Consider the following 22,980-nt stretch of genomic DNA (forward strand, 5'->3'; position numbering starts at 1 on the left):
AAACTCTTAAGTTCAATCTTTAAAACTGGCTTACGTACACTCAAAAAAATTTCTTTTCTTGACTGTGTAAGCACTTATTTCTTTGCAGACCCGAAGGTCTTTGTCCGAAACAAGCACTCACACTTATCGGTTGTTCGTTTGTTAAAGAGCAGTTGCAACCAACTTCAAACTTTCGTAAACTCAGCGATTAATCGCTTCGTTTCGTCGTCTGCGTCAGCAGCAGAGATGCGAACTATACGCACCATCTCCACAACCGTCAACTCCTTTTGACGACATCTTCTGCAAATTCACTCCAAATTCACAATAAACCACTGTTTATATTGGGAAATTATTTTAGCAGAATTTTAACACCCAAAGCACTGTCACGTGAACCGGGCCCTGCAAATGCAAAAAACCACCCGAAGGTGGCTTTTTGGGTGCAGCATCAAATGCTTGTTTTACTCGTTCAGTTGCCAGACTTGCGCAACCGCCTTCAGGCTTTCATCAGCCCCTCCCCGCCTTACCCCCCTGACAGGGCACGCATCCATATAATCCAGACCGATCGCCAGCTGTACATGGGTTTCCCCCGGACGGTTGCCGTTGCTGATATCAAAGCCGTGCCAGCCGTCCTCGAGACGGACCTCCGCCCAGGCATGCGTTGCGACATGCGAACTATCGTCTACTGCATGGAGGTAGCCACTAATATAACGGGCAGGCAAACCTAACAGACGGCAGACGGTTAAGAACACATGGGTATGATCCTGACAAACACCACTGCCTTTGGCCAGAGCTTCGCTTGCGGAGGTGGCAACATCCGTCACACCAGACTGATATGGCATATATTCCAGAATGCGGGCGGACAATTGCTCCAGTCCCATTTGATGATTCTGGCTGATTACACCTGCAAATTCTTCCGCAAGCTCTCGAAGCGCATTATCCGGACAAGTCAGTGCAGTATCCCGCAGGAACCACCCCAAAGGTAACAGCGGAATATCAGGTTCTGTGGCAAGCCCGTCCCGAACCACATCAACAACACCCTCTGCAACAATGCGGATTTCTGTATGCGGCTTATCAACCGTCAGCACGGCAACCGAATTCTGGAACATGTCTTTGGTGATAAACCAGGGCATTGGCGTTTCCAGCGTCCAGTTACTGACTTGTTGCAAAGGCCCATTCCGGGGCAACAACCGCAGATACTGTGTACTGAGCAGCGCCGGGCTACTGTATGTATATATAGTTTCATGCCGGATCTTGAGCAACATACATTCTCCTTTGAGGATTTGCGTGTCTGGCATGACGCCATGACATGTTATGCCGCATCAAGGTAGGCCACATGGATCAAGTCTCCTATCTCTTGGATATCCTTCAGAAAACGACCGAGCCAGTTCTGCAAACCTTCATCGAATACTTCTTGTATATCGGTATACCCTAATCGAGCACACACTTCAGCAACTTTACGCTTGGCTAGCCGGCCATTTTCACCCTGAATAAACTCGAAAATGGTATGCAGTTCGTTCATGCAGGCAAGCAGCGCACGAGGCATGTCCTTGCGCAAAATAAGTAATTCACTGACGGTTGCCGGGGTAATTTCTTCCCGATAGATTTGCTGATAGGACTCAAAGGCAGAAATGGACTTCAGGAGTGCGCTCCAGTGATAAAAGTCTGGTGCCTTGTTGTAGTCTGCCGGTTGAATAAGGTGTGAATTAACATTCAGAATACGAGCGGTGTTGTCTGCACGCTCGAGGAATGTCCCTAACCGGATAAATGAATAGGCCTGGTTTCGCAAAATGGTGCCGTAGGTGACACCTCGAAACAGATGTGAGCGTTCTTTGACCCATTCAAAAAACTGCCCTGGGTTCTGGGATTGATTGAGTGCGAGCTTTCTGACCTCAAGCCAGGTAGCATTGATGTTCTCCCACATCTCCGAGGTAATCTGCCCCCTGACCGCGTGGGCGTTTTCTCGCGCGTTCTTCAGACAAGACAAAATACTGGCAGGATTGTCTTGATCCCATGCCAGGAAATGCAGCAGAGCCTCCGGGGTGACTGAGCCATGCTTTTCCTGGTACATCGCCAGTGTCCCGGTGGTAGACAGCGGAGCGGAAATTTCCAAAGTGGTATCCCAGCTTTTTTGACGCAGCAGTGATAGCGTAAAACTGACGTCCAGCATGCGCGCGAGGTTCTCTGCCCGTTCAAGATAACGGGACATCCAGAATAAGTGTGATGCAGTTCTACTTAACATGCTTAATCCTCCAGAACCCAAGTATCTTTTGTGCCACCACCTTGTGATGAATTCACCACTAGCGAACCATTTTTCAGTGCCACCCGCGTCAACCCGCCTGCCACCATGGTGATTTCTCTGCCTGTCAGTACAAAAGGCCTTAAATCGATATGACGCGGTGCAATACCGGAATCTACAAACGTTGGACAGCTAGAAAGAGACAATGTGGGCTGAGCGATGTAATTGGACGGATTAGACTTGATCCTTACCCGAAAATCTTCCAGTTCCTGTTTGGAGGCTGTCGGTCCAATGAGCATCCCGTACCCGCCAGCTCCATGCACTTCTTTCACCACCAGCTCCGATAGATGCGCAAGAACGTAGTCCATTTCTTGCGGCTTTCGGCATTGCCATGTAGTGACATTGTTAAGAATGGGCTCTTCACTTAAATAAAAACGAATCATGTCCGGAACATACGGGTAGATGGATTTGTCATCCGCAACACCGGTGCCGATGGCATTGGCTAGCACAACATTGCCATTGCGATACACCGACAATAAGCCCGGCACCCCTAGTAGAGAGTCCGCGCGGAAGGCCAACGGATCCAGAAAGGCATCATCAATCCGCCGGTAAATGACGTCTACCTGTTTGTGCCCTGCTGTCGTCCGCATATAGACACGGTCATTCTTGACGAACAAATCACGCCCTTCGACCAGCTCTACCCCCATTTGCTGAGCAAGAAACGCATGCTCAAAATATGCACTATTAAAGTGCCCCGGCGTTAATACAATGACGGTTGGATCATCCACATGGGTGGCATGTCGCAATGTTTTTAGCAAGAGACTTGGATAATGCTCTACCGGTGCAATGGTGTGACGGGAGAAGAGCTCCGGGAAGAGTCGCATCATCATGCGCCGGTCTTCAATCATGTAAGAGACACCTGACGGTACTCGCAGGTTATCTTCCAGCACATAAAACCCCCCATCATTGTGACGGATGATGTCTACCCCGGTGATATGGGCATAGATCTGATGCGGGAGTGCAACGCCTTGCATAGCCGGCTGGTACTGAGCATTCTGGTACACCTGCTCTTCCGGGATTAGTCCAGCCTTCAGGATATGCTGCTCGTGATAAATATCATGCAAGAATGCATTGATTGCCGACACGCGCTGGCGCAAGCCTGCCTCCAGATGCTGCCACTCAGCGCCCGGAATGATACGGGGGATGGTGTCAAACGGGATCAGGCGTTCGGCACCACTTTCATCACCATAAACCGCAAAGGTAATTCCGACCCGTCGGAACAGCAGATCTGCCTCCTGATGTTTTTGTGCCAATGTTTTGGGGGATTGCTCGTGCAGCCATTGTGCGAATCGCTGGTAATGGGGCCTGACAACGCCACTGGGTAACAGCATTTCATCAAACAGATGTGCAGCGGGTAAAGTTAAAGCATGCATAATCGGTTCCTGTCAGACAAATGTTCTTCTATATGACCTAAGCAATTCACAGCTACTGTATATACGCCTTATGGGCAAGACCCATACCAATAGTCAGATGTACAGAGGGCTATAGGTCAGTAGAAGCAAAAGCCATACCTGACGAGAAAAACCGTACAGGATAATTTTTTATAGGTAATTTTTGAGGGAAAAGCAGGAAAACATGCAGATAGCACTCACACAGCAAGTGCATAGTGCTCAATGAGAATGCGCGATTCGCACCAGAATGGGGCAAGAAGAATGTCAGTCAGGTGGTAACACCAGAGCATCATTGATATAGAAAGAAATAGCGCCGAGATGGGGCATTCCAGCTTGTTCTGGAACAGCCATAGCTAAGGTGTATGGTAGGCTCGCTGAAGTTTTCTAGATTGCTGCGCACTTTCATTCTCACCTACCAAGTCTTGCATACGAGCAGCGAGAAACACCGCGAGCTTTTGCAGCTTCGCGTCAATTTCAGCGATTTGTGATGCAGTCGGTCTATCTGATGCAGGCAGTGCCATGCACTCATCAATTAACTCAGAAAATTCTGGCAGGCGAGAGACCAGCTCATCTCCGGCATTATTCTCGGTCAAAAGATCGAGATCAGCTAGTATTAGCTGTAGCTGATCCCACTTTTTAAGTAACTCAGACATTAGACTTTGCCATAACTAATAGTGGCGGTAGTGTCACCAGAAGACTTTTGCTGCCCCGTCATACCTGATTTGGACAGCTCTTCCCAGGCCCCTCGCAGTTCTGCCAATAACTTATGAGCCTCGTCCAGCAGGGCAGGATCATTCTTCAAATTGGCTTCCATCAGAGTCTTTTCAACATAAAGGTAGAGATCCTGAAGATTCAGGGCCAACTCACCACCTATCTGCAAATTCAAAGCACCTCTTAATGCAACGACAATATTGGTTGCTTTGGAGATCAAAGCAGATTTCGCTGGGAAATTTTTCTGCTCAATCTCACCCTTGGCACGCATGATAGCTGCCATGGCACCATCGTATAGCATCACGATTAGCTCTACAGGAGAAGCAGATAATACAGCCGAGTCAATATTGACATTACGGTATGCATCCAGCGCACGTGACACCATATACTATATTCCTAGCCTTGATGATGAGAACATTATTATAACCTTGAGATATAGCTTGTCATTTGGGTAATTTTTGAAAGCGCTGTCTCCATCGCCGTAAACTGCTTTTTATATCTTGCTTCAACATCTACGAGACGTAACTCCATGGCATCAATGCGATCTTGTGCATCTACCTTCTGCTTATTTAGGCTATTTGTTCGTGTAGCAATCAAGCCATCACTCTTGGTAATGTCAAACGCCGTGTTGTAAATCTTGTTTGCAAATCCACCACTTGCATCCGAAAACAGACCTTGAACCGCTGAAGGGTTGTCATTGATGGCTTTGGATAACACCGTTGAATCCAAAGCTAGAGAACCGTCCTTCTGAAAGGTGATCCCGATCTGAGATAAATAGGTGTAGTTATTACCACTAATTGATGTCGATGAGCCAAATACCGATCTCATCTGATTCATGATGGTCAGGGAGGTATTATCCGCCTCTAGCCGCCCACCTTTGGAATGCATGGTATCGAAATTCCCCTTGAAGGAATTATATGCATCAACCAATGCTTTAACCTTGGCGGTCATGGCTGCTACGTCTTTTGTAATGGCCAATGTAGAGGTTTTTGGGGTAACAAGATCAGCAGATTTCAGTGTAAGCGTTACACCATCAATCACATCAGAAAAAGTATTGGTACTACGCGTAAATGAGATGCCATCAATTTTGAAAGAGGCATCCTGTGCTGCTTGTACGGTGTCATAAGCGCTTTTGGTAGTATCAAAAACATCCAGACCGGCACCGCCTGTGGAGCTGGTATTTGTGACGGAAATACCGGAGGAAGCACCTGACGACTTAGCGGTGAGTGTTAAACGATTGGTTGTGCCATCATTAATGATGGAAGCAACTATAGATGTATTATTGTTATTGGAATTAATAGCATCCCTGATTTGCTCCAGAGATGAATCACTCGCCAACGTAACATCAAAAGCATTGGTCCCTGAACTGAGATGCAAGCTTCCGGCGGTATTAGCAATTGCCACTGAGGTTGAGGCAAAGGGGTTCGCGACCTTTGTAATCAGTTTGTTAGCTTGCGCCAACAGGGACACACTCAGACTATAATTGCCAGTAGCAGCACTTCCCGTGGAGGAGACAGTTGCGACATTAGTATCGCTGCTTGTAGAAGCACTTAAACTCAAGCTGCTACTGTCTTTTAAAGCAGCTGCGGCAGCTTGGATACCAGACACACTACTAGTGATTACGCCTAAAGCAGAAATGGTTGTAGAAAAACTTTTAAGTTTTGCTTGTAATAATAGCTCTGGCTGGCGTTCGACTGACATCAAACTCGACACAAGACTGTTCGTGTCAATACCACTAATAAGCCCAGTAGATGATGAGATACCCATGATATTGTCCTTTACACGCTCAGCCTGTTCGCCCGAGTCAAGCTTTTTGCTTGGTTAGCAAACTTTGAAACTCTTCTATTCTCTTGGCCAAGTCCATCATGTCTTCAGACGGGATCTGGCGAATAACTTCTTTTGTGTCTTTGTCCATTACTTTAAATACTACTGTGCCACTATCATCATCAATTGATAACTCCAGGGATGCGGCCATTTTCTGAATGGTCTTGTTAATCTGCTCAGCAACTTCTTTCATGCTTTGCTGGTTGGGAGCATCTTGCTGTGCATCTTTGCTTTGCTGCCCAGCCTTGGGGTTATCAGCTTGAGATACTGCCTGAGGAGTTTGACCTTGTACACCAGCAGCAGTTGCACCATTCACCTTATCAGGCTGGTTATTTTTGACTGGTGGCACCGTGTTCATTGGAAGAACAGAGGTGAGATTCTTAATGTCCATACTAACTCTCCTAGCACAAACGCCGGAATCGCCTTTTCAGCGATTCCGGCGCTAACTCATTATAACCCTATTGCTTAACGGAGCAAGGACAATGCTTGCTGAGGCACAGAGTTAGCCTGTGACAGAATCGCAGTACCAGCTTGTTGCAGAATCTGGTTACGAGTCAGTTTTGCAGTTTCTTCTGCGAAGTCAGCATCCTGAATACGGCTGCGAGAGGCAGACAGGTTCTCGACATAGTTTTGCAAGTTTGCAATCACGGCTTCAAAACGGTTTTGAATCGCACCGAAGGTTGAACGTGAGTTTGATACGATACCGATGTCGGCATCAATTTGTGCAATCGTTGCAGAAGCTGCACCAGTATTCAGAACACTAATAGTGCCTGTTGCTGTCAGAGAAGTTGCGTATGAGTTCAAGCCACCACTTGTTGCTGTAGTTGAACCACCCAAACCGGAAGCCAGGAACAAATCACCAGATGCAATGGTAACCTGGTTAGTCGCGCTACCATCAGAACCAACCTGGAATGTAAGACCGGCGGCCGCAATACCACTAGCAGCTGCACCAGTTACAAACAAGTGCGTACCGTTAAATTCTGTTGTAGTAACGATACGTGAAATCTCTTGAGTCAGCTGGTCAACCTCTTTTTGAAGCTGCGAGCGGTTGGTATCACTTACTGTACCGTTAGAAGCCTGAACAGCAATCTCACGGATACGTTGCAAGTTATTACCGATTTGACCCAGTGCACCTTCACCAGTTTGAGCCAGAGAAATACCGTCATTGGCATTTCGGATCGCTTGCTGGTCACCACGGACACGTGAATTCAGCCCTTCAACAATCGCCAGACCGGCTGCATCATCTTTTGCACTGTTAATGCGCAAACCTGATGACAGACGCTGCAAGGAAGTGGAAAGTGCTGAGCTGGTAGTAGACAAGTTACGTTGGGCATTCAGCGAGGCAACGTTTGTATTGACGATAAGAGCCATGATTTTTCTCCAGTTTTTCAGCCACCGGCCGAATTTGCTTTACACGAGAGGGGCACTTGCCTCGCTCTTTGAATACTTTATCGACCCGGCTTTGAAAAACTTTAGGAAAATTTTTAACTTTTTTTATCAATCTGCATTTGTTGCTTCAATGCATTGGCAACCCGGTTCATGACATTTCCCCAATCCCCGAAAGATATCTGCCTGAATTGATAAACAGACGAGTACCAGTCACAGTCTGTTCTGTTGTGGCCCCATCTCCAGTCTGAGTCATATCGATTAAGGAGCCACACCGGCACACCGAGCGCCCCTGCAAGATGCACGACAGAGGTGTCGACAGAAATCAGCAAGTCGAGTTGTTGAAGATACGCGGCCGTATCTGCAAAATCTTCAATATTTACCGTTAAATCTACCAGTTGAAGTTGGCGTGCAGCATCAACGTCTGGTGCAATCCCTTTCTGTAGACTATGAAAAGTAACATTGGGGACAGCAGCCAGGGGTGTGAATAAAGAAAGCGGAATGCTTCTGCGGTTATCCAGCCATTCTGAGCGCGCAAAACCTTGGCGGCGGCTACCTTGCCACACTAGTCCAATTTGCACTTGCTGTCTGCCTTTGTAGGGCGCTAACAGATCAGACCATTTTGCCACCTGTGTATCCGGTACCTGCAAGTACGGAATGTCACACAGTGGCTTGGCCCCCCTATCTAGCCACAATGGCAAGTTCATGATAGGGACATGGTATTCGGTTTGCACATCAAATTTGTCTGCAAACTGGACGTTAGGCCATGTCTGTTTGCACAGGGCGTGCAAAGGGTTTGGGATATCCAGGTAAACCGTCGCCCCCTGGCGAAGTAACATTGGCACATAACGAATAAAATGAAGGCAGTCTCCCAGACCCTGCTCTTCGAATACCAAGATCCGTTTGCCATCAAGTGATTCGCCTTGCCAGAGTGCAGATTTCAGCTCTGGCATACGGCCGTTAATTGCAGCCCGCCATCGCCAAGTATACGCTGGCCATGCCTCTGCGTAGTGCCCCATCTCAAGCAAAACTAAACTTCGGTTCCAGTTTGATAACGCATGATCTGGCCGCAGTGCCAGCGCATTGTCAAAAGCGACTAGCGCCTGCTGCAATTTTTGCTGTCCATGCAGGACAATTCCATAATCACACCAGAGCTCGGTGCTGCGTGGGTCCAGCGCCAAGGCTTGTCTTAGCAATCTTGATGCAGAAACCCAGTCATCCAGATAACGGGCTGCAAGGGCTCGAAGCATGAGTGGTTCAGCGGCAACCGAATCTAGTTGACACGCTTGATCTGCAAACTGGCAAGCGTCCTGATATTGCCCTAGTTCAATACATAGCGCAGCCAAACGGCAATACGGAATAATCGACGCTGGATATATTGACAAGGCTTTATGATATGTAGCAAAAGCCAAGTCATATTTCTCTAGCTCACAAAATGATTTTCCCAGTAAAGACAACGCTTCCAGAGACTCAGGCAACTCGGATGGATATGCCCAAAGGCAATCTATAACCCCCTGCCAATCTTCTTTCATAAACAAGAGTTCGGCTAATACCAAGGTCAGTCGATTGCAAGCATCCTTGGGGGCTTGACCAATCAATCCGCGTAATGCCTGCTCATCTTGCTGGCGTTGATATACCAATGCAAGGTTACCCCACGAATCAAGATGATCCGGAGCAATTTTCAGAATCTCCTGATACAGCGCAACTGCCCGCTCCGGCGCAGATGATTGGCATGCAACAGCCTCACTAAACCAGGCTTGTAATGTATTAACGATATCCTGAACATCCATCATTACTTACCGGCAGGTCTTGTCAATGCAGACAGCCATTCCTGGGCATGATCTTCGATCATGTAATGATCATGAACCCACTGCCGGAGCTGATCACCCTTCTGCGCTGTTGCATCTAGATCTGCAATATGAGACCGAATAGCTTCAATCCAGGCAGAAGCATCATTAGGAACACGGCACACGGGGGCATTATTGGTCTGATATGGATATATATCCGTACAGATCACCGGCCAGCCCAAGGCGCCGTACTCAAGCAAACGAAGGTTACTCTTCGCCTCGTTGAAAGCATTGATTTCCAAAGGCGCAATCGCCAGATCAAGATTAAGTGCAGCAATGCCTTGCGGGTATTTATCATATGTCAGCCACTCGGTATTCACTTCTGCAACATACGGGCGAATGTCATCCGGACACATCCCCTGGAAGACCCAATCCACTTCATGACCGGTGGCTTTGACCACGTCGGTCATCAATGCCAAATCACCTGCATGCTGCTGAGCCCCCACCCAACCAACACGGGGCTTCTTGCCTGCCCGACGCTTGGATACCAAATCTCCCCAGACAGATCGCTCTAGCATGTTGGGTACGACAATAATGTCATCAATCATGTCTTCAGCAAATGTTCTCAAGGGTTCTGTACTGACGATCAAACGGTCGCAAAATTTAAGCGATTTGCGCAGTCGTGCTTTCGCATCACGCCAGTTCTTCTGAAAGTGCCGTTTAAAACTGCTGGCATCAGGGATTTCAGTTAGCAAGTCATCAAGCATTTGAATTCTGAAGACGCTGGGCAAATATTTCTTGTACATCTCCAGCATTCGAATAAACTCATCCGCAAGCGCATTCTGAACCACAAATACATCCGGTGCATTTCTGGCCAGCTCGGTTATGGATGGTAATCTAGCCTTTGATGTCATATTAGACAGGACTATTTCAGCCAATGCAGAACGCTCTAATGTTCTGAAAGGCATATTCACGCGATATTCACCACTTCCCCCGACCAAGGCCATACCTTGCAATCGCGGACGCGCTGACGGAATGTCATCCCAAAGCGGTGTATGCGTGCAATCAATTGTCCCATTGCATTCAGATTTATCTAACAAGCGATGATAATAAGGGTCATTGGCGATAATATCCAACCAATGGGAAAGCATATATTCGCGCTCTTGCCGGGTTTGAATGACCATCATCAGATGTTTTTCATGATCTGAATTTGAATTCAGCGTTTTACCCGTATGGTGAACTAACGTTGAGAACGGTGTCCAGACAACTGACTTATGCAACTGCCTGATGCGAAGACATAAATCAACATCACCATAAAGTACGGCCAGATTTTGCTCATTCATTCCGCCTACTTGCTGGTAGAGCGACTTCCGGACCAGCAAACAAGCACCAGTAACTGCAGAATAATTCTGTACTACTTTTGTTCTATTCAGTGATACATCTTTGTCTACAGGAAAGTTCATATAGGGGAACTGGAAAACTTCATCCGGATATTTCCCGCCAAGCACAATACCAGCATGCTGGATTGTCACGGTTTCAGGAAACACCAAGCGGGCACCAACTACACCAACATCATTACGCTGCGCATGCTGCATCATGCGCTCAAGCCAATTTGCCTGAACAATCTCGGTGTCATTATTCAAGAATAGAATAAAGTCACCACGAGCAGATTCTGCACCCAGATTACATTGGGCTGAAAAGTTGAAAGGATTATCATATTGTATAACCTTTACATTATTCGCAAATCTGCTCTCAATCTCTTCATAATAACTTAGCGTATCTGGATCCGTTGATTGGTTATCAACAATAATCACTTCAAACGCAGGGTATTGAGTTACCTTCATTAAGGTCTCAATGCACGGAGCCAAAAATTCATGCTTGTCTTTATTAGGAATAATGATTGAAACAAACGGTTGTTCCGAATGATGGTACTGTACCAGGAAGGTTCCAGTAACATAGCCCTCTTCGATACTGGCAGAAATGTTATTTCTGTGGAGATGCTCTTCGAGCGCCAACTGCATTGCAGCCACACGAAGGGAGTTTTCTGGCTGATTTTCCGGAAAAGTCATCACGGGTTCAGGAAGGTGCTCTATTGTCTGAGGACCATAGTTATCCAGCATCCTGAAACAGGCTTCATATGTTCTGGCACCGGGGAATGAGGCAAATCCTCCAACAGCGGCGAGAGAGTCAGTACGAAAGAATATAGATGATCCAATGTAATCCTGAGATCTCAACATATCAAGATTGAATGCGGGTTTAAGGACAGGGTCCTTAATCATCCCATCATCAGAAACATAGTCATGATCTGTATAAATAACACAAGCACCACCGTTAAGCAGAAGCCGATCACCCACTTTAAGGAGGGCTGTACTTGTAAGCCTTGTACCGACGGGCAGTATAGTGACCCAGTCTGAAGGCACTTCTGCCAAAACCCCATTAAATGCCTGAGTCAACAGATTTTCATCTTCTACAGTCTCAAGCGTTAACCACCCTAGAACTTCATTATTGATAAAACTCTCATCAGGGGCTTCAAAATCAGAAATGACAATCAGTTTCCAGCCAGAATAAAGCTGCTGACAAAAGCTATCGATTGTATTGGCCAGCAGATTTTGCTGGCTTTGCTTAACAACCATCACAATCATAAACTGGTACTGCTTACTCCACTGCAGCATCATTCTTTCTGCAAGAATTTGCACGGCCAGTTCATTAGGCTGCCTAGCATTAACCCAGCCTTGGTATGAGTTCTCGTTTTTAGGAGTAACATCCTGACGGTTTGATAGCGAATTTATCAAGCTTTGCCGATTAGCTAGAATGGACTCGTTTTCAACCGGATGTTTTGCATAGATTTTCTGATGATATGCGAGAAGCTTATCTGCATTTGCACGCAGTGTATGATCATCTCTAGATCTGTCACTTCTAACTTCAACAGTAGTTGCATTGACTTGATAAAATTCAGTGACTTTAGAAGCACGCAACAGAAAATCCCAATCCTCCAGAATTTCCAGAGACTCATCAAAGTCACCAATCGTATCGATCAGTTCTTTGGTGTGCGACCATGTTGGTGTTGGAATAAAATTACTGACCAATAATTGAGCTCTAGAGTAGGATATGCCCGCATATCTACGCTCTCTGCCAAGCTCGATCAGTCGACCTTCTTTTCTTTCTTGAATTAAATATTCACAATTGGTATAGATGAATTTCTCTGACCTGCCCTTGTAGGCATCGACCAGTTTCTCAAGATGGCTATCAAGATAAACATCATCGTCATCCAGATACGCGATAATTCTGCCTTTGGCTAATTTTAGCGCACGATTACGGGATGCAGCAGCGCCACCGGATTGAGATGAACGTACGTAGGAAATTTGTAATTGATCACTAAAGAAATCTACAATGCCACCGATATCACAACCGCCATCATTATGAATGACTACTTCAAAGTCTTTGAATGTTTGATAAGTCAGACTTTCGAGAGCATTGGCCAATAACCCCGGGCGGTTTTTAGTTGGGATGATGACGGATATAACAGGCCCGGCCCCTTTTCTTAGGTAATCCTTTATATTATTTATGCGACTAAGCAAATGTTGAATTTGATTTTCAGGATAACTGGATGCACGATTGTCCAAATGTGCAATTATTTCTTCTTTAGCTTTTAGCAGATACTTAACAGCAACCTTACGATCAATTATGGACTCAACAATACGTATATGATCTTCAAGAGGAGCAGTTGAGGCATAAAAATCAACTGAGTTATTTCCAGAGTGCTGCCTATAGCATACCCCAGGCTGTTTTCGGAAAATAAAAGCAGGTGAAATTTCTGCAATCCTGATCCAGAGATCCCAATCGATCGCACCTTTCAAATGCAGATTCATCGAACCAATGCGATTGAGTGTTTCCCGTCTTATCACGGCAGCTGATGGCGTAATATAGGAATCAAATTTAAGAAGATCTGAAATTTCATCACGCCCGCCAACATAGTCACTCTCTAAATGTCCAGGGTGATTCAACGTACCTAATGGTTGATCATGCTCATTAATCCATAGGCATGGGGTGTAGTAAAGTGATGACGCTGGATTTTCATCTAGCCGCTTTACTGCTTGCTCAAGATGACCAGGAAGTAATAAATCATCCGCTGACAACATAACAACATATCGACCTGTCGCAAGCCAGGTCGCATGATTCCAGTTATGCTGAACACCTATATTCCAGCGATTACGGATAAGCCTGACCTGTGGATAATCTGCAAAAAATTGCAGCTGTGACCAACTGTCATCCGTAGATGCATTATCAAGCACCAGTAATTCAACCGAAACATTTTGATTAAGTGCCGAGGTAATTGCTGATACGACAAAATTTCCGTGATTATAATTAGGCACGACAACGCTTACATCGGTTCGCTCATGCGGGAAAAGACAATCCTGCACAATTGTACGAGTGATGGTGTTAATAAAGGCATCAGCGCTGAAAGGATAGGCCTTCCCTCCCAGAAAGAACTGGCGAATATTCTCCAGATAGTCGGCATGAACTTCTTCAGTCATGCTTATCAGATAGGTATATAACGCATCAGTATCTGGAAACTTGCCACTATCAATAAAGCAATTATCCGGAATCCAGTCTGCAATATTAGGAGCACCACTATAAACAGGGACCACGCCTGCCTTGAAGCAATCTATGATTTTCTCGGTAATATATCCAGGAAGTTCTTTGGCATTTTCATAACAGAGGGAAAAGCGATAGCCTTTTAAAACTTCGAGCTTATCGTCAATCTTACCCTTATAACTAGGGTAGTCACTAGCACTCCAGCCCATACCGTAAAGATCAAAATGTTCAGGGTGATGCGACTCAAACCACCGGATAACTTCGATCCGCTTGCTGTATAGCTCAAATGGATGGGATACCAGTTTATTACCAGAAATATTGCAGATGAGTTTCTTTTGAAGGTACCCCTTTCTCGCTGTTTCTTCAAAAGGAGCAGTCAGACTCTGCGCTGATTCAATCCAGGGCATTAAATCTGTTACATAATTGACTTTAATGTATCTATGGTTATCCACCAGTCCGTCGTGCCATGTGAATATACGGGTAAATAGCTCATGCAGTGATTGCTGCCAGTTATCAGGTTTGATCAACTCACACTCAAGCAGACACAGATATTTCTTGATATCTAGCTGCATGACGCTGGAAACCAGTGGGCTTCTCATGTTTGGTGCATCAAAAAACAATACGGCATCTAATGTAGAAAGATCTGCAACGAGATCTAACGTAACGAACTCAAGATTATGAGCTTGGCCATATTGATACAGCTGATTGAAAGGCTTTAGCAGTTCATGTCCAATGGGCGCATTTTTATTGAGGAAAATATAGTTATTCTGATAGAACTCCTCATAAAAACCCCATACGCCAATCCTCAGTTTTCGGCCGCGAACATCACCACCTGCAATCTGCAACAATGCAGTAGATGTATTTTCGGCTTCTTTCTTACCGTCTCCAGTGACATCTACAACGCGCCATTGTGGTGGATAGCATGGCTGCAAAACTTCGCCGTAAACTTGCAAAAGCCAAGGATCATCCTTCCTGAAAAACTGGGATGGGACAATGGTTAAACCGTCTTGATCAGCAAGCCTTGAGGCCCAAATCGAGAACGTACTATTTGCCACAATACGATGCCTGGCTTTTGACATCAGGATCATGTCGACAAAGCCGTTGTCTATGCCCTGCCCTCTAACCACAACTTTTGGCGCAGGGATATCAAGGTGTGCTTCGACCCAGTCAGGATCATCCGAAAAACAATAAAAGACAGCATCCGGCTGCTGATCAAGCACTAGCTTGATGGCATCGCGATAATATTGCTGAGGTAACAGGAAGCAATTCGGGTTAGTAACATAATCCCCACGGCGAACATGCAAAGCAACCGCATTTGGCGCAGAGAGATTCATCGCCAACGCTTGTTGCTCAGGGGTTAACGGGTCCATCAGTGTAAAGACAGGCTTCAGTTCTCCCCAAACAGATTCAGAATACCGGTAGTCTGCCCAGTAGCCATCAAGATACATACCATCCTTGACAGCACTGACCAGTGAATCGTCAAATCGAAAACTGGTTTCAGTAATCACGCCCATCGATTTGGCATGCTCGATTTCTTCCAATGAGGCGATCGGGGCTGTAATTTCAAAATTATGCAGACCATAAGGCCAGAGTTTATAACTTTCGAATGCGGTTATATCCAGTTTAAAGGGGACACCAAGTCTTTTTGCACATGCATGTGCAAAAGCATATTGCATCATCTGGTTGCCCAGTCCACCGATAATTTTGACGATAATCATTGCGCATCAACCATTCAGGAAAGATGAATTCATCTGGTTTACATTTTTGTTAAGCTGGCACTTTTTTCGGCACGGAATCTGGCCGAAAGACTTGCCTGATAGCCACATCACGTGCAGCATAGCACATGACAAATACTTGCTGCGCAATCAGGACAAACAAGACCTGTCTTTCAAACAATAAAAGGGGACTCAAGCAAATGAAAGCCGTTATTTTGGCAGGTGGACTAGGCACCCGAATCAGTGAGGAAACCCAAAGCCGCCCGAAACCAATGGTTGAAATCGGGGGTAAACCCATTCTGTGGCATATCATGAAAATCTATTCCCACTACGGTATCAATGATTTTGTGATTTGTTGCGGTTTTAAGGGTTATGTAATCAAGGAGTATTTTGCAAACTACTTCCTGCACATGTCGGATATCACGTTTGATATGGCCAATAACAGCATGGAAGTGCATCATATTCATACAGAACCCTGGAAAGTGACGCTGGTTGATACCGGTGAAGATACGATGACCGGTGGCCGTCTAAAACGGGTCAGAGAATATATCGAGCATGAAGATGCCTTCTGTTTTACTTACGGGGATGGTGTTGGCAATATCAATATCAAGGAGTTGGTAGATTTTCACCGGCAACAAGGCGGACTCGCCACGCTAACGGCTACCTACCCTCCTGGGCGTTTCGGCGCCATTGATCTGCAAGCAGATCAGCGGGTTCGGTCATTTGTTGAAAAACCTCGTGGTGATGGTGCTTTAATCAACGCAGGCTTTTTCGTCTTGTCTCCCAAGGTGCTGGACTTGATCACTGATGATGAGACAATCTGGGAACAAGGTCCGCTGGATACGTTAGCACGTCAAAATCAGCTATCTGCTTTCAGGCATAATGATTTTTGGCACCCCATGGATACATTGCGGGATAAAAATCATCTCGAAGACTTGTGGAGATCTGGAACCGCGCCATGGAAAGTATGGGAATGACTTCATTCTGGTCAGGAAAAAAGGTCTTTGTGACAGGCCATACCGGTTTCAAAGGAGGATGGCTAAGCATCTGGCTGCAAATGCTGGGGGCTGATGTTACCGGTTATGCACTGCAAGCTCCAACAAATCCTTCCATCTTCGAAACTGCCCGGGTTGCAACCGGGATGCATTCGATCATCGGGGATATACGCGATCTTGCATGTCTGCAACAAGCCATTTCAGATAGCAAACCAGAGATCATCCTGCATTTAGCCGCTCAACCATTGGTTCGTTATAGCTATGCAAACCCTGTAGAAACTTATGCGACCAACGTGATGGGGAGCGTTCACTTACTGGAATCCGTTCGCAACTGTTCAAGTGTGCGGGCGGTCGTCATGGTGACCAGTGATAAATGCTATGAAAACCGTGAGTGGCTATGGGGTTATAGAGAAAATGAAGCCATGGGGGGTTATGATCCCTATAGCAATAGCAAAGGGTGTGCAGAGCTGGTCACCAGTGCTTATCGCCAGTCGTTCTTTAACCCCGAGCAGTACGATCAGCACGGCATAGCCATTGCATCAGCAAGGGCTGGTAATGTGATTGGCGGCGGAGACTGGGCCAATGACCGCCTGATACCGGATATCTTGAAAACCCTAGACACAGGTCACGAGGTACTTATCAGAAGCCCTCATGCCATCCGTCCTTGGCAGCACGTGCTGGAACCTCTGGCTGGATACTTGATGCTGGCAGAAAAACTGTACACGGAGGGTGTGCATTTTGCTGAGGCATGGAATTTCGGTCCTGACGATCAGGACATGTGTTCGGTTGGCGCGCTGGTGAAACAGTTACAACCTCTCTTTGGAGACCGGCTGGACATCGCATTAGCACAAACACCTCCGGCCCTGCACGAAGCCGGTCTGTTAAGATTGGATAGCACCAAGGCTCGCACTCAACTTGGTTGGCGACCACGCTGGCGCATGAAAGAAGCTGTGCAGCAAATCCATGGTTGGCATACAGCCTGGCTGGCTGGGAATGACATGAGAACAGTGACCGAAGCCCAGATTCAGGCCTACATGACAGGCAATACTTAGATTGTTATCGGACATGACACAGATGAATACAGAAGAACTCACCCAGTTGCGCCAGAGAATTCTGGCAGACACGGCGCGCTACGCAGAGTCTGCATTGGCACCCAAGACATTTGAACCGGGCGTTACACCAATTCCGGCAGCCGGGAAAGTCATTGGGGCACCAGAGTTGCAAATGATGGTAGACGCTTCGCTGGATGGCTGGTTGACAACCGGCCGCTTTAATGAAGCCTTCGAGCAAAAGCTGGCCAACTATCTTGGCATCAAATATGTTTTAACCACCAACTCGGGATCTTCTGCAAATTTACTGGCATTTTCGACCTTGACATCACCCCGACTCGGTGACCGGGCAATTCAAAAGGGAGATGAAGTAATCGGCGTAGCTGCGGGCTTCCCCACTACAGTGAATCCGATTCTGCAGTTTGGGGCTGTACCCGTTTTTGTCGACGTGCATTTGCCTACTTACAATATCGACCCGGCCAAGATAGAAGCCGCCATCACCCCAAAAACCAAAGCCATCATGTTAGCCCATACGCTTGGTAACCCGTATAACCTTGATGTGGTGACCAGCCTGTGTAAAAAATATGGCTTGTGGCTTATTGAAGACTGCTGCGATGCATTAGGATCAAGTTATCAAAACCAGTTGGTTGGTTCGTTCGGAGATATAGGTACACTTAGTTTTTACCCGGCGCATCACATCACCATGGGCGAAGGCGGCGCGGTCTTTACCAATAATCCAGAATTAAAACTGATTGCAGAAAGTTTCAGGGACTGGGGACGAGACTGCTATTGCCAGCCTGGTAAAGACAATACCTGTGGCAAACGTTTTTGCTGGAAACTGGGTGACTTGCCTGAAGGGTATGACCACAAATATACCTATTCGCACCTGGGTTATAACCTGAAGATTACCGATATGCAAGCCGCTTGTGGGCTGGCACAGATGGAGCGTGTGGATGGGTTTGTAACAGCCAGGAAGCAGCATTTTAGCTGGCTGAAAAACCGTTTAAACAGTTGTGAAGAGTTTCTGATGTTGCCAGAGGCGACAGAGCATAGCGACCCGTCCTGGTTTGGTTTTCCTGTCACCCTTAAACCAGAGTCAGGCATCAACCGGGTAGATGTATTGAATTACCTTGATCAGAACCGCATTGGTACTCGCCTTTTGTTTGCAGGCAATTTGACCCGCCAGCCCTACATGAAGGGACAAGTGTACCGGGTTAGTGGAGAGCTAACCAACACTGATCTGGTGATGAACAACACCTTCTGGATTGGTGTACATCCAGGGTTGACAGAAGAAATGCTGGCCTTTGTGGCGGATAAGCTAGAAACCATTTTGGGTGTAAATTTTTAAAATGCTCTACGCGATTTATTATCCACATAAGAAATCAAGGCAATAGCAGAATATACATATCAAAAGATTCTCGGAGGCAACTTTGCCTATTACCTTCTTAAAATCCAGCATGATTGCTGACCAAAATAGAATTATTGCGGAAGATATTAGCTGGATTATTTCTTCTGAATTGCCGTGGAAGCATCTTGAAAACAAGACTATTCTGGTGACTGGCGGAGGAGGATTTCTTGCTTCATATATTGTGAAATCACTTCTTGACGCCAATAAAAACTTTGATCTTCATTTGCGAGTAGTTTGCATTGCAAGAAATATGCAGAGTATTCAGCGGCGTTTAGCTGACTACTTGCATCTTGAGGCGCTGCAAATCTTTATTCATGATATCACCCTACCTCTTCCAGATAATTTTCCTGGTGCGGATATCATCATTCACAGTGCCAGTCAGGCAAGCCCTAAGTTTTATGGGATAGATCCGGTGGGTACATTACTGGCTAATACAGCTGGTACTATGTATTTACTGGAACATGCCAGGAAACTTGGAACCAGCAAATTTCTTTTTTTTAGCAGCAGTGAAGTGTATGGCTCACCAGCAAACGCTGACAAACCACTGACTGAAACAGACTTTGGCTATCTGGACCCGATGCAAGTCAGATCATGCTATGCAGAGGGAAAAAGAATGGGAGAAAACATGTGCATCTCCTGGTTAAAACAGCACAAAATTCCTTCTGTGGTTGTCAGGCCATTTCATACGTATGGGCCAGGCATGGCCTTAGACGATGGCCGAGTCTTTGCAGATTTTGTCGCAAGTGCAGTCAATAAAAGTACCGTCCAGATAAAAAGCGATGGGTCTGCTATGCGCGCATTCTGCTACATTGCAGATGCAACGCTAGGTTTTCTGACGGTACTCCTGCAGGGAGAATCTGGAGAAGCCTATAATATTGGTAACCCAGAGGGTGAGCTCTCCATCAAGGCATTAGCAAATCTCATTGTTGGTTTATATCCAGAACGAAATCTGAATATACAATTTGATGCGCCAGCTACTTCCCATTACATGAAAAGCCCGACCAATCGTTCTTGCCCCTGCATTGAGAAAGTGCAGCAAATTGGATGGCAACCTTCCATTTTGCCGGAGGAAGGCTTCCGCAGAACAATTTCGTCCTTTCTGACGATGTAACAAACCAAAGGTCATACCGATGAAATCACTCCACAGCACACGACACGAATTTCAGCATGGCCTCATTGATAAGCCTACTTTCATCAGGACGATGTATGAGGAGCACCATTACGCCCTCTATGATTATGCAAGCTATATAGGCCAAACGAATATCAGGAAAATAGAGATCGAAGATAACCAGGTTATCATGACAACAAAAGACCGAGGGATTCGTCTTTTATGTTCCGCAAAAGACTATCGAATTGCGCCGATTGAAATTTTAAATTTTTTAGATTATGAAAAAGATGAATATTCAATGATTGACAATTTATCTGCTGAATGCAGAAGCATCATTGATATAGGTGCAAATATTGGCCTATACGCACTTAATATGGCGGTATCCAACAGATCTGCAAAAATTTTCTGCTTTGAACCAATACCAAAAACCTTTTCTGTTTTACAAGAAAATATACGACTTAACTCAGTTAATAATATTCATGCTTTTAACTTTGGACTATCTGATGAGAATAATGAATTCTTGTTCTATTATTATCCGGAGGGTTCAGGAAATGCTTCATCTGTCAACGTATCCGAAAGGTCGGATATTGAGACGGTAACCTGTCAAGTCAAAAAGATGGATACATATTTTGCGACAGAAGGTATTCATGCCGATTTTATAAAATGTGATGTAGAAGGTGCCGAGCTGCTCGTTTTTAAAGGCGGTCAGACCGTGATTTCCCGGGACTGTCCAATTGTCTTCTCAGAAATTCTAAGAAAATGGTCAGCAAAATTCAATTATAACCCCAATGAAATTTTCACTTTTTTTGCCAACTTAGGGTACCGTGCATTTACTGCAAAAAATAACTATCTGCATGCTTTTTCTGTCATGGATGAAAAAACTGTTGAGACAAATTTTTTCTTTTTGCACAATGAAAATCATAAAGAGCTTATTAAGCGATATGAATATATGACCGCTTAACGCGAGAATCAGAAAGTACACTATGCATGACACAGTGCAATTAGCTCTTTTGATACGCCAAACCTGTCTGACGCTTTGTCACACCAAAAATGCCTCTCATTTAGGTGGGGCATTTTCTGTGGCTGATATCATGGCAGTATTGTACGGGCATAGTCTGGAACATAACCCGCAGCAACCGCGTATGCCAGAGCGCGACCGCCTTTTCTACAGCAAAGGCCATGCTTGTACAGCACTCTATTCGGCACTCGCACATTCAGGATATTTCCCGGTCGAGCAATTATTGAATGAGTTCACCGAGAACGGCAGCTTTTTCACTTCGCACGTCAATCACCATGTACCAGGTGTTGAACTATCAACGGGCAGCCTGGGGCATGCACTGGGTGTGGCAGCGGGAGTTACCTTGGCTGGTGAACGTCGCCATAAAGATTATCGTGTGTATGCCATCTTAAGCGATGGTGAGCTGGACGAGGGATCAAACTGGGAGGCTATCCTGTTTGCGGGGCACCATCATTTATCCCGGCTGACGATGGTCATCGACTACAACAAGATCCAGAGTTTTGGCCATGTTGAAGATGTACTTGGCCTTGAACCGCTAGCAGACAAACTGACGGCATTTGGGTGGGCGGTGGCAGAAGTGGATGGTCACGATCACGAGGCACTGAAAACCGTTTTCTCAATGGCCACTAGCCAACCACTTGCGGTGATTGCGCATACGGTAAAAGGTAAAGGGGTTTCCTTTATGGAAAATCAGTTAGCCTGGCACTATAAGTCGCCCAAGCATGATGAATACGCGCTTGCCTTGGCTGAACTTGGTGGAGCACAGCCATGAGAACCACGTTTATCAACACACTGATTCTTGAGGCGCGACAGAACCCGGATATTTTTTTGCTGTGTGGTGATTTGGGCTACTCTGTGCTGGAACCCTTTGCCAGCGAGTTCCCAGACCGGTTTCTCAACGTGGGCATTGCCGAACAGAACATGATGCAAATCGCGGCAGGCTTGGCATTGGAAGGCTATAAAGTTTTTGTCTACTCCATTGGCAACTTCCCGACACTCCGCTGCATGGAGCAAATTCGCTATGACGTCTGCTACCACAACCTGGATGTCAAAGTAGTGGCAGTAGGTGCTGGTTATGCGTATGGCCCTTTGAGTACATCGCATCATACAACGGAAGACTTGGCCATGCTTAGAAGCATTCCTGGCATGGTGGTGACTGCACCAAGTGACCCAAAAGAGGCAGAGGCGCTGACTCGTTATCATTGCCAATATGCTGGGCCAGGCTACTTGAGAATTAATAAAGCAGGTGAGCCAATCTTGCACAAAACGGCTATTTCGGTTGTCGCTCCACAAATATTGCCGCTATTAGACAGACAAGACTGTGAAACTGTGGTGATTTCTACAGGCGCAATTACAGAGTCTGCGCTAAGTGACATTGAGGAAAACAGCCTTGGGTGGGCACTGTGGAGCATGCCATTTGTTAACCCGGTTGACAGACAAGGCTTGATTCAGCTGGCGAAGCAGTACCAGACAATTATTACGCTCGAAGAACACCAGTTAAACGCAGGCGCAGGCTCTGCGATTATTGAAACATTAATGGATGCATTTGCCAGCGGAGAGCTGCAAACCATCCCGAAAGTTCATCGAATCGCTATTCCCAATACTTTTCAGCATGTGGCAGGAAGCCAGCAATGGCTGCGGCTTAAATCTGGTCTGAAACTTTCCAAATCATAAGCGCTTATAGACTCAACATTGCCTTTGACCTGATGTCACAGGC

Annotated in this window: 17 protein-coding genes; 7 read left to right on the forward strand and 10 right to left on the reverse strand. The window is 46.1% G+C overall.

What is annotated here, in order from left to right:
* Positions 1-437 precede the first annotated feature (437 nt).
* The 10 genes from F552_RS0104190 to F552_RS19950 form a co-directional block, all read right to left on the reverse strand.
* On the reverse strand, positions 438-1,274 hold the full coding sequence (locus F552_RS0104190; protein WP_308417737.1) for a transglutaminase family protein: 837 nt from the start codon (positions 1,272-1,274) through the stop codon (positions 438-440).
* 14 nt (positions 1,275-1,288) lie between these two features.
* On the reverse strand, positions 1,289-2,218 hold the full coding sequence (locus F552_RS0104195) for an alpha-E domain-containing protein (RefSeq protein WP_026182382.1): 930 nt from the start codon (positions 2,216-2,218) through the stop codon (positions 1,289-1,291).
* A gap of 2 nt (positions 2,219-2,220) precedes the next feature.
* Positions 2,221-3,648 (reverse strand): circularly permuted type 2 ATP-grasp protein, encoded by a 1,428-nt coding sequence (locus F552_RS0104200; RefSeq protein ID WP_018150473.1) that lies wholly within the window; start codon positions 3,646-3,648, stop codon positions 2,221-2,223.
* Positions 3,649-4,019: 371 nt separating this feature from the next.
* The gene (locus F552_RS0104205; protein ID WP_018150474.1) at positions 4,020-4,319 is read right to left on the reverse strand and encodes a hypothetical protein; all 300 of its coding nucleotides are present in this window, start codon (positions 4,317-4,319) and stop codon (positions 4,020-4,022) included.
* Positions 4,319-4,762, reverse strand: a complete 444-nt coding sequence (gene fliS, locus F552_RS0104210) for a flagellar export chaperone FliS (RefSeq protein WP_018150475.1) — start codon at positions 4,760-4,762, stop codon at positions 4,319-4,321. The genes F552_RS0104205 and fliS overlap by 1 nt, the downstream gene beginning before the upstream one ends.
* A 35-nt stretch (positions 4,763-4,797) precedes the next feature.
* Positions 4,798-6,144, reverse strand: a complete 1,347-nt coding sequence (fliD, locus tag F552_RS0104215) for a flagellar filament capping protein FliD (protein ID WP_083917425.1) — start codon at positions 6,142-6,144, stop codon at positions 4,798-4,800.
* Positions 6,145-6,181: 37 nt separating this feature from the next.
* Positions 6,182-6,592 (reverse strand): flagellar protein FlaG, encoded by a 411-nt coding sequence (locus F552_RS19945; protein ID WP_051078257.1) that lies wholly within the window; start codon positions 6,590-6,592, stop codon positions 6,182-6,184.
* A 74-nt stretch (positions 6,593-6,666) separates the two neighbouring features.
* Positions 6,667-7,572: a flagellin N-terminal helical domain-containing protein gene (locus tag F552_RS0104225; RefSeq protein WP_018150478.1), complete on the reverse strand. Its 906-nt coding sequence runs from the start codon at positions 7,570-7,572 to the stop codon at positions 6,667-6,669.
* 113 nt (positions 7,573-7,685) lie between these two features.
* Positions 7,686-9,380 carry a tetratricopeptide repeat-containing glycosyltransferase family protein gene (locus F552_RS0104230; protein ID WP_018150479.1) on the reverse strand — a complete coding sequence of 565 codons (1,695 nt, stop codon included), beginning with the start codon at positions 9,378-9,380 and terminating at the stop codon, positions 7,686-7,688.
* Positions 9,380-15,688, reverse strand: a complete 6,309-nt coding sequence (locus tag F552_RS19950) for a glycosyltransferase (RefSeq protein ID WP_018150480.1) — start codon at positions 15,686-15,688, stop codon at positions 9,380-9,382. The genes F552_RS0104230 and F552_RS19950 overlap by 1 nt, the downstream gene beginning before the upstream one ends.
* Before the next feature lie 197 nt (positions 15,689-15,885).
* Between F552_RS19950 and rfbF the strand changes: the two genes are divergently transcribed.
* The 7 genes from rfbF (at position 15,886) to F552_RS0104275 (ending at position 22,937) form a co-directional block, all read left to right on the forward strand.
* Positions 15,886-16,662, forward strand: coding sequence for a glucose-1-phosphate cytidylyltransferase (gene rfbF, locus F552_RS0104245; RefSeq protein ID WP_018150482.1), 777 nt, complete (start codon positions 15,886-15,888; stop codon positions 16,660-16,662).
* Positions 16,644-17,732: a CDP-glucose 4,6-dehydratase gene (rfbG, locus tag F552_RS0104250; RefSeq protein WP_245546654.1), complete on the forward strand. Its 1,089-nt coding sequence runs from the start codon at positions 16,644-16,646 to the stop codon at positions 17,730-17,732. Before rfbF ends, rfbG begins: the two co-directional genes overlap by 19 nt.
* Positions 17,733-17,754: 22 nt before the next feature.
* Positions 17,755-19,077, forward strand: coding sequence for a lipopolysaccharide biosynthesis protein RfbH (gene rfbH, locus F552_RS0104255; RefSeq protein ID WP_026182384.1), 1,323 nt, complete (start codon positions 17,755-17,757; stop codon positions 19,075-19,077).
* 82 nt (positions 19,078-19,159) lie between these two features.
* Positions 19,160-20,248, forward strand: coding sequence for an NAD-dependent epimerase/dehydratase family protein (locus tag F552_RS0104260; protein WP_211208219.1), 1,089 nt, complete (start codon positions 19,160-19,162; stop codon positions 20,246-20,248).
* 19 nt (positions 20,249-20,267) lie between these two features.
* A complete protein-coding gene (locus F552_RS0104265) occupies positions 20,268-21,206 on the forward strand; it encodes an FkbM family methyltransferase (protein ID WP_018150486.1) in 939 nt (312 codons plus the stop codon).
* A gap of 7 nt (positions 21,207-21,213) precedes the next feature.
* Positions 21,214-22,035, forward strand: coding sequence for a transketolase (locus tag F552_RS0104270; protein ID WP_281168673.1), 822 nt, complete (start codon positions 21,214-21,216; stop codon positions 22,033-22,035).
* Positions 22,032-22,937 (forward strand): transketolase family protein, encoded by a 906-nt coding sequence (locus tag F552_RS0104275; RefSeq protein WP_018150488.1) that lies wholly within the window; start codon positions 22,032-22,034, stop codon positions 22,935-22,937. The genes F552_RS0104270 and F552_RS0104275 overlap by 4 nt, the downstream gene beginning before the upstream one ends.
* Positions 22,938-22,980 lie beyond the last annotated feature (43 nt).

The organism is Leeia oryzae DSM 17879, assembly GCF_000376945.1.
Taxonomy (GTDB): domain Bacteria; phylum Pseudomonadota; class Gammaproteobacteria; order Burkholderiales; family Leeiaceae; genus Leeia; species Leeia oryzae.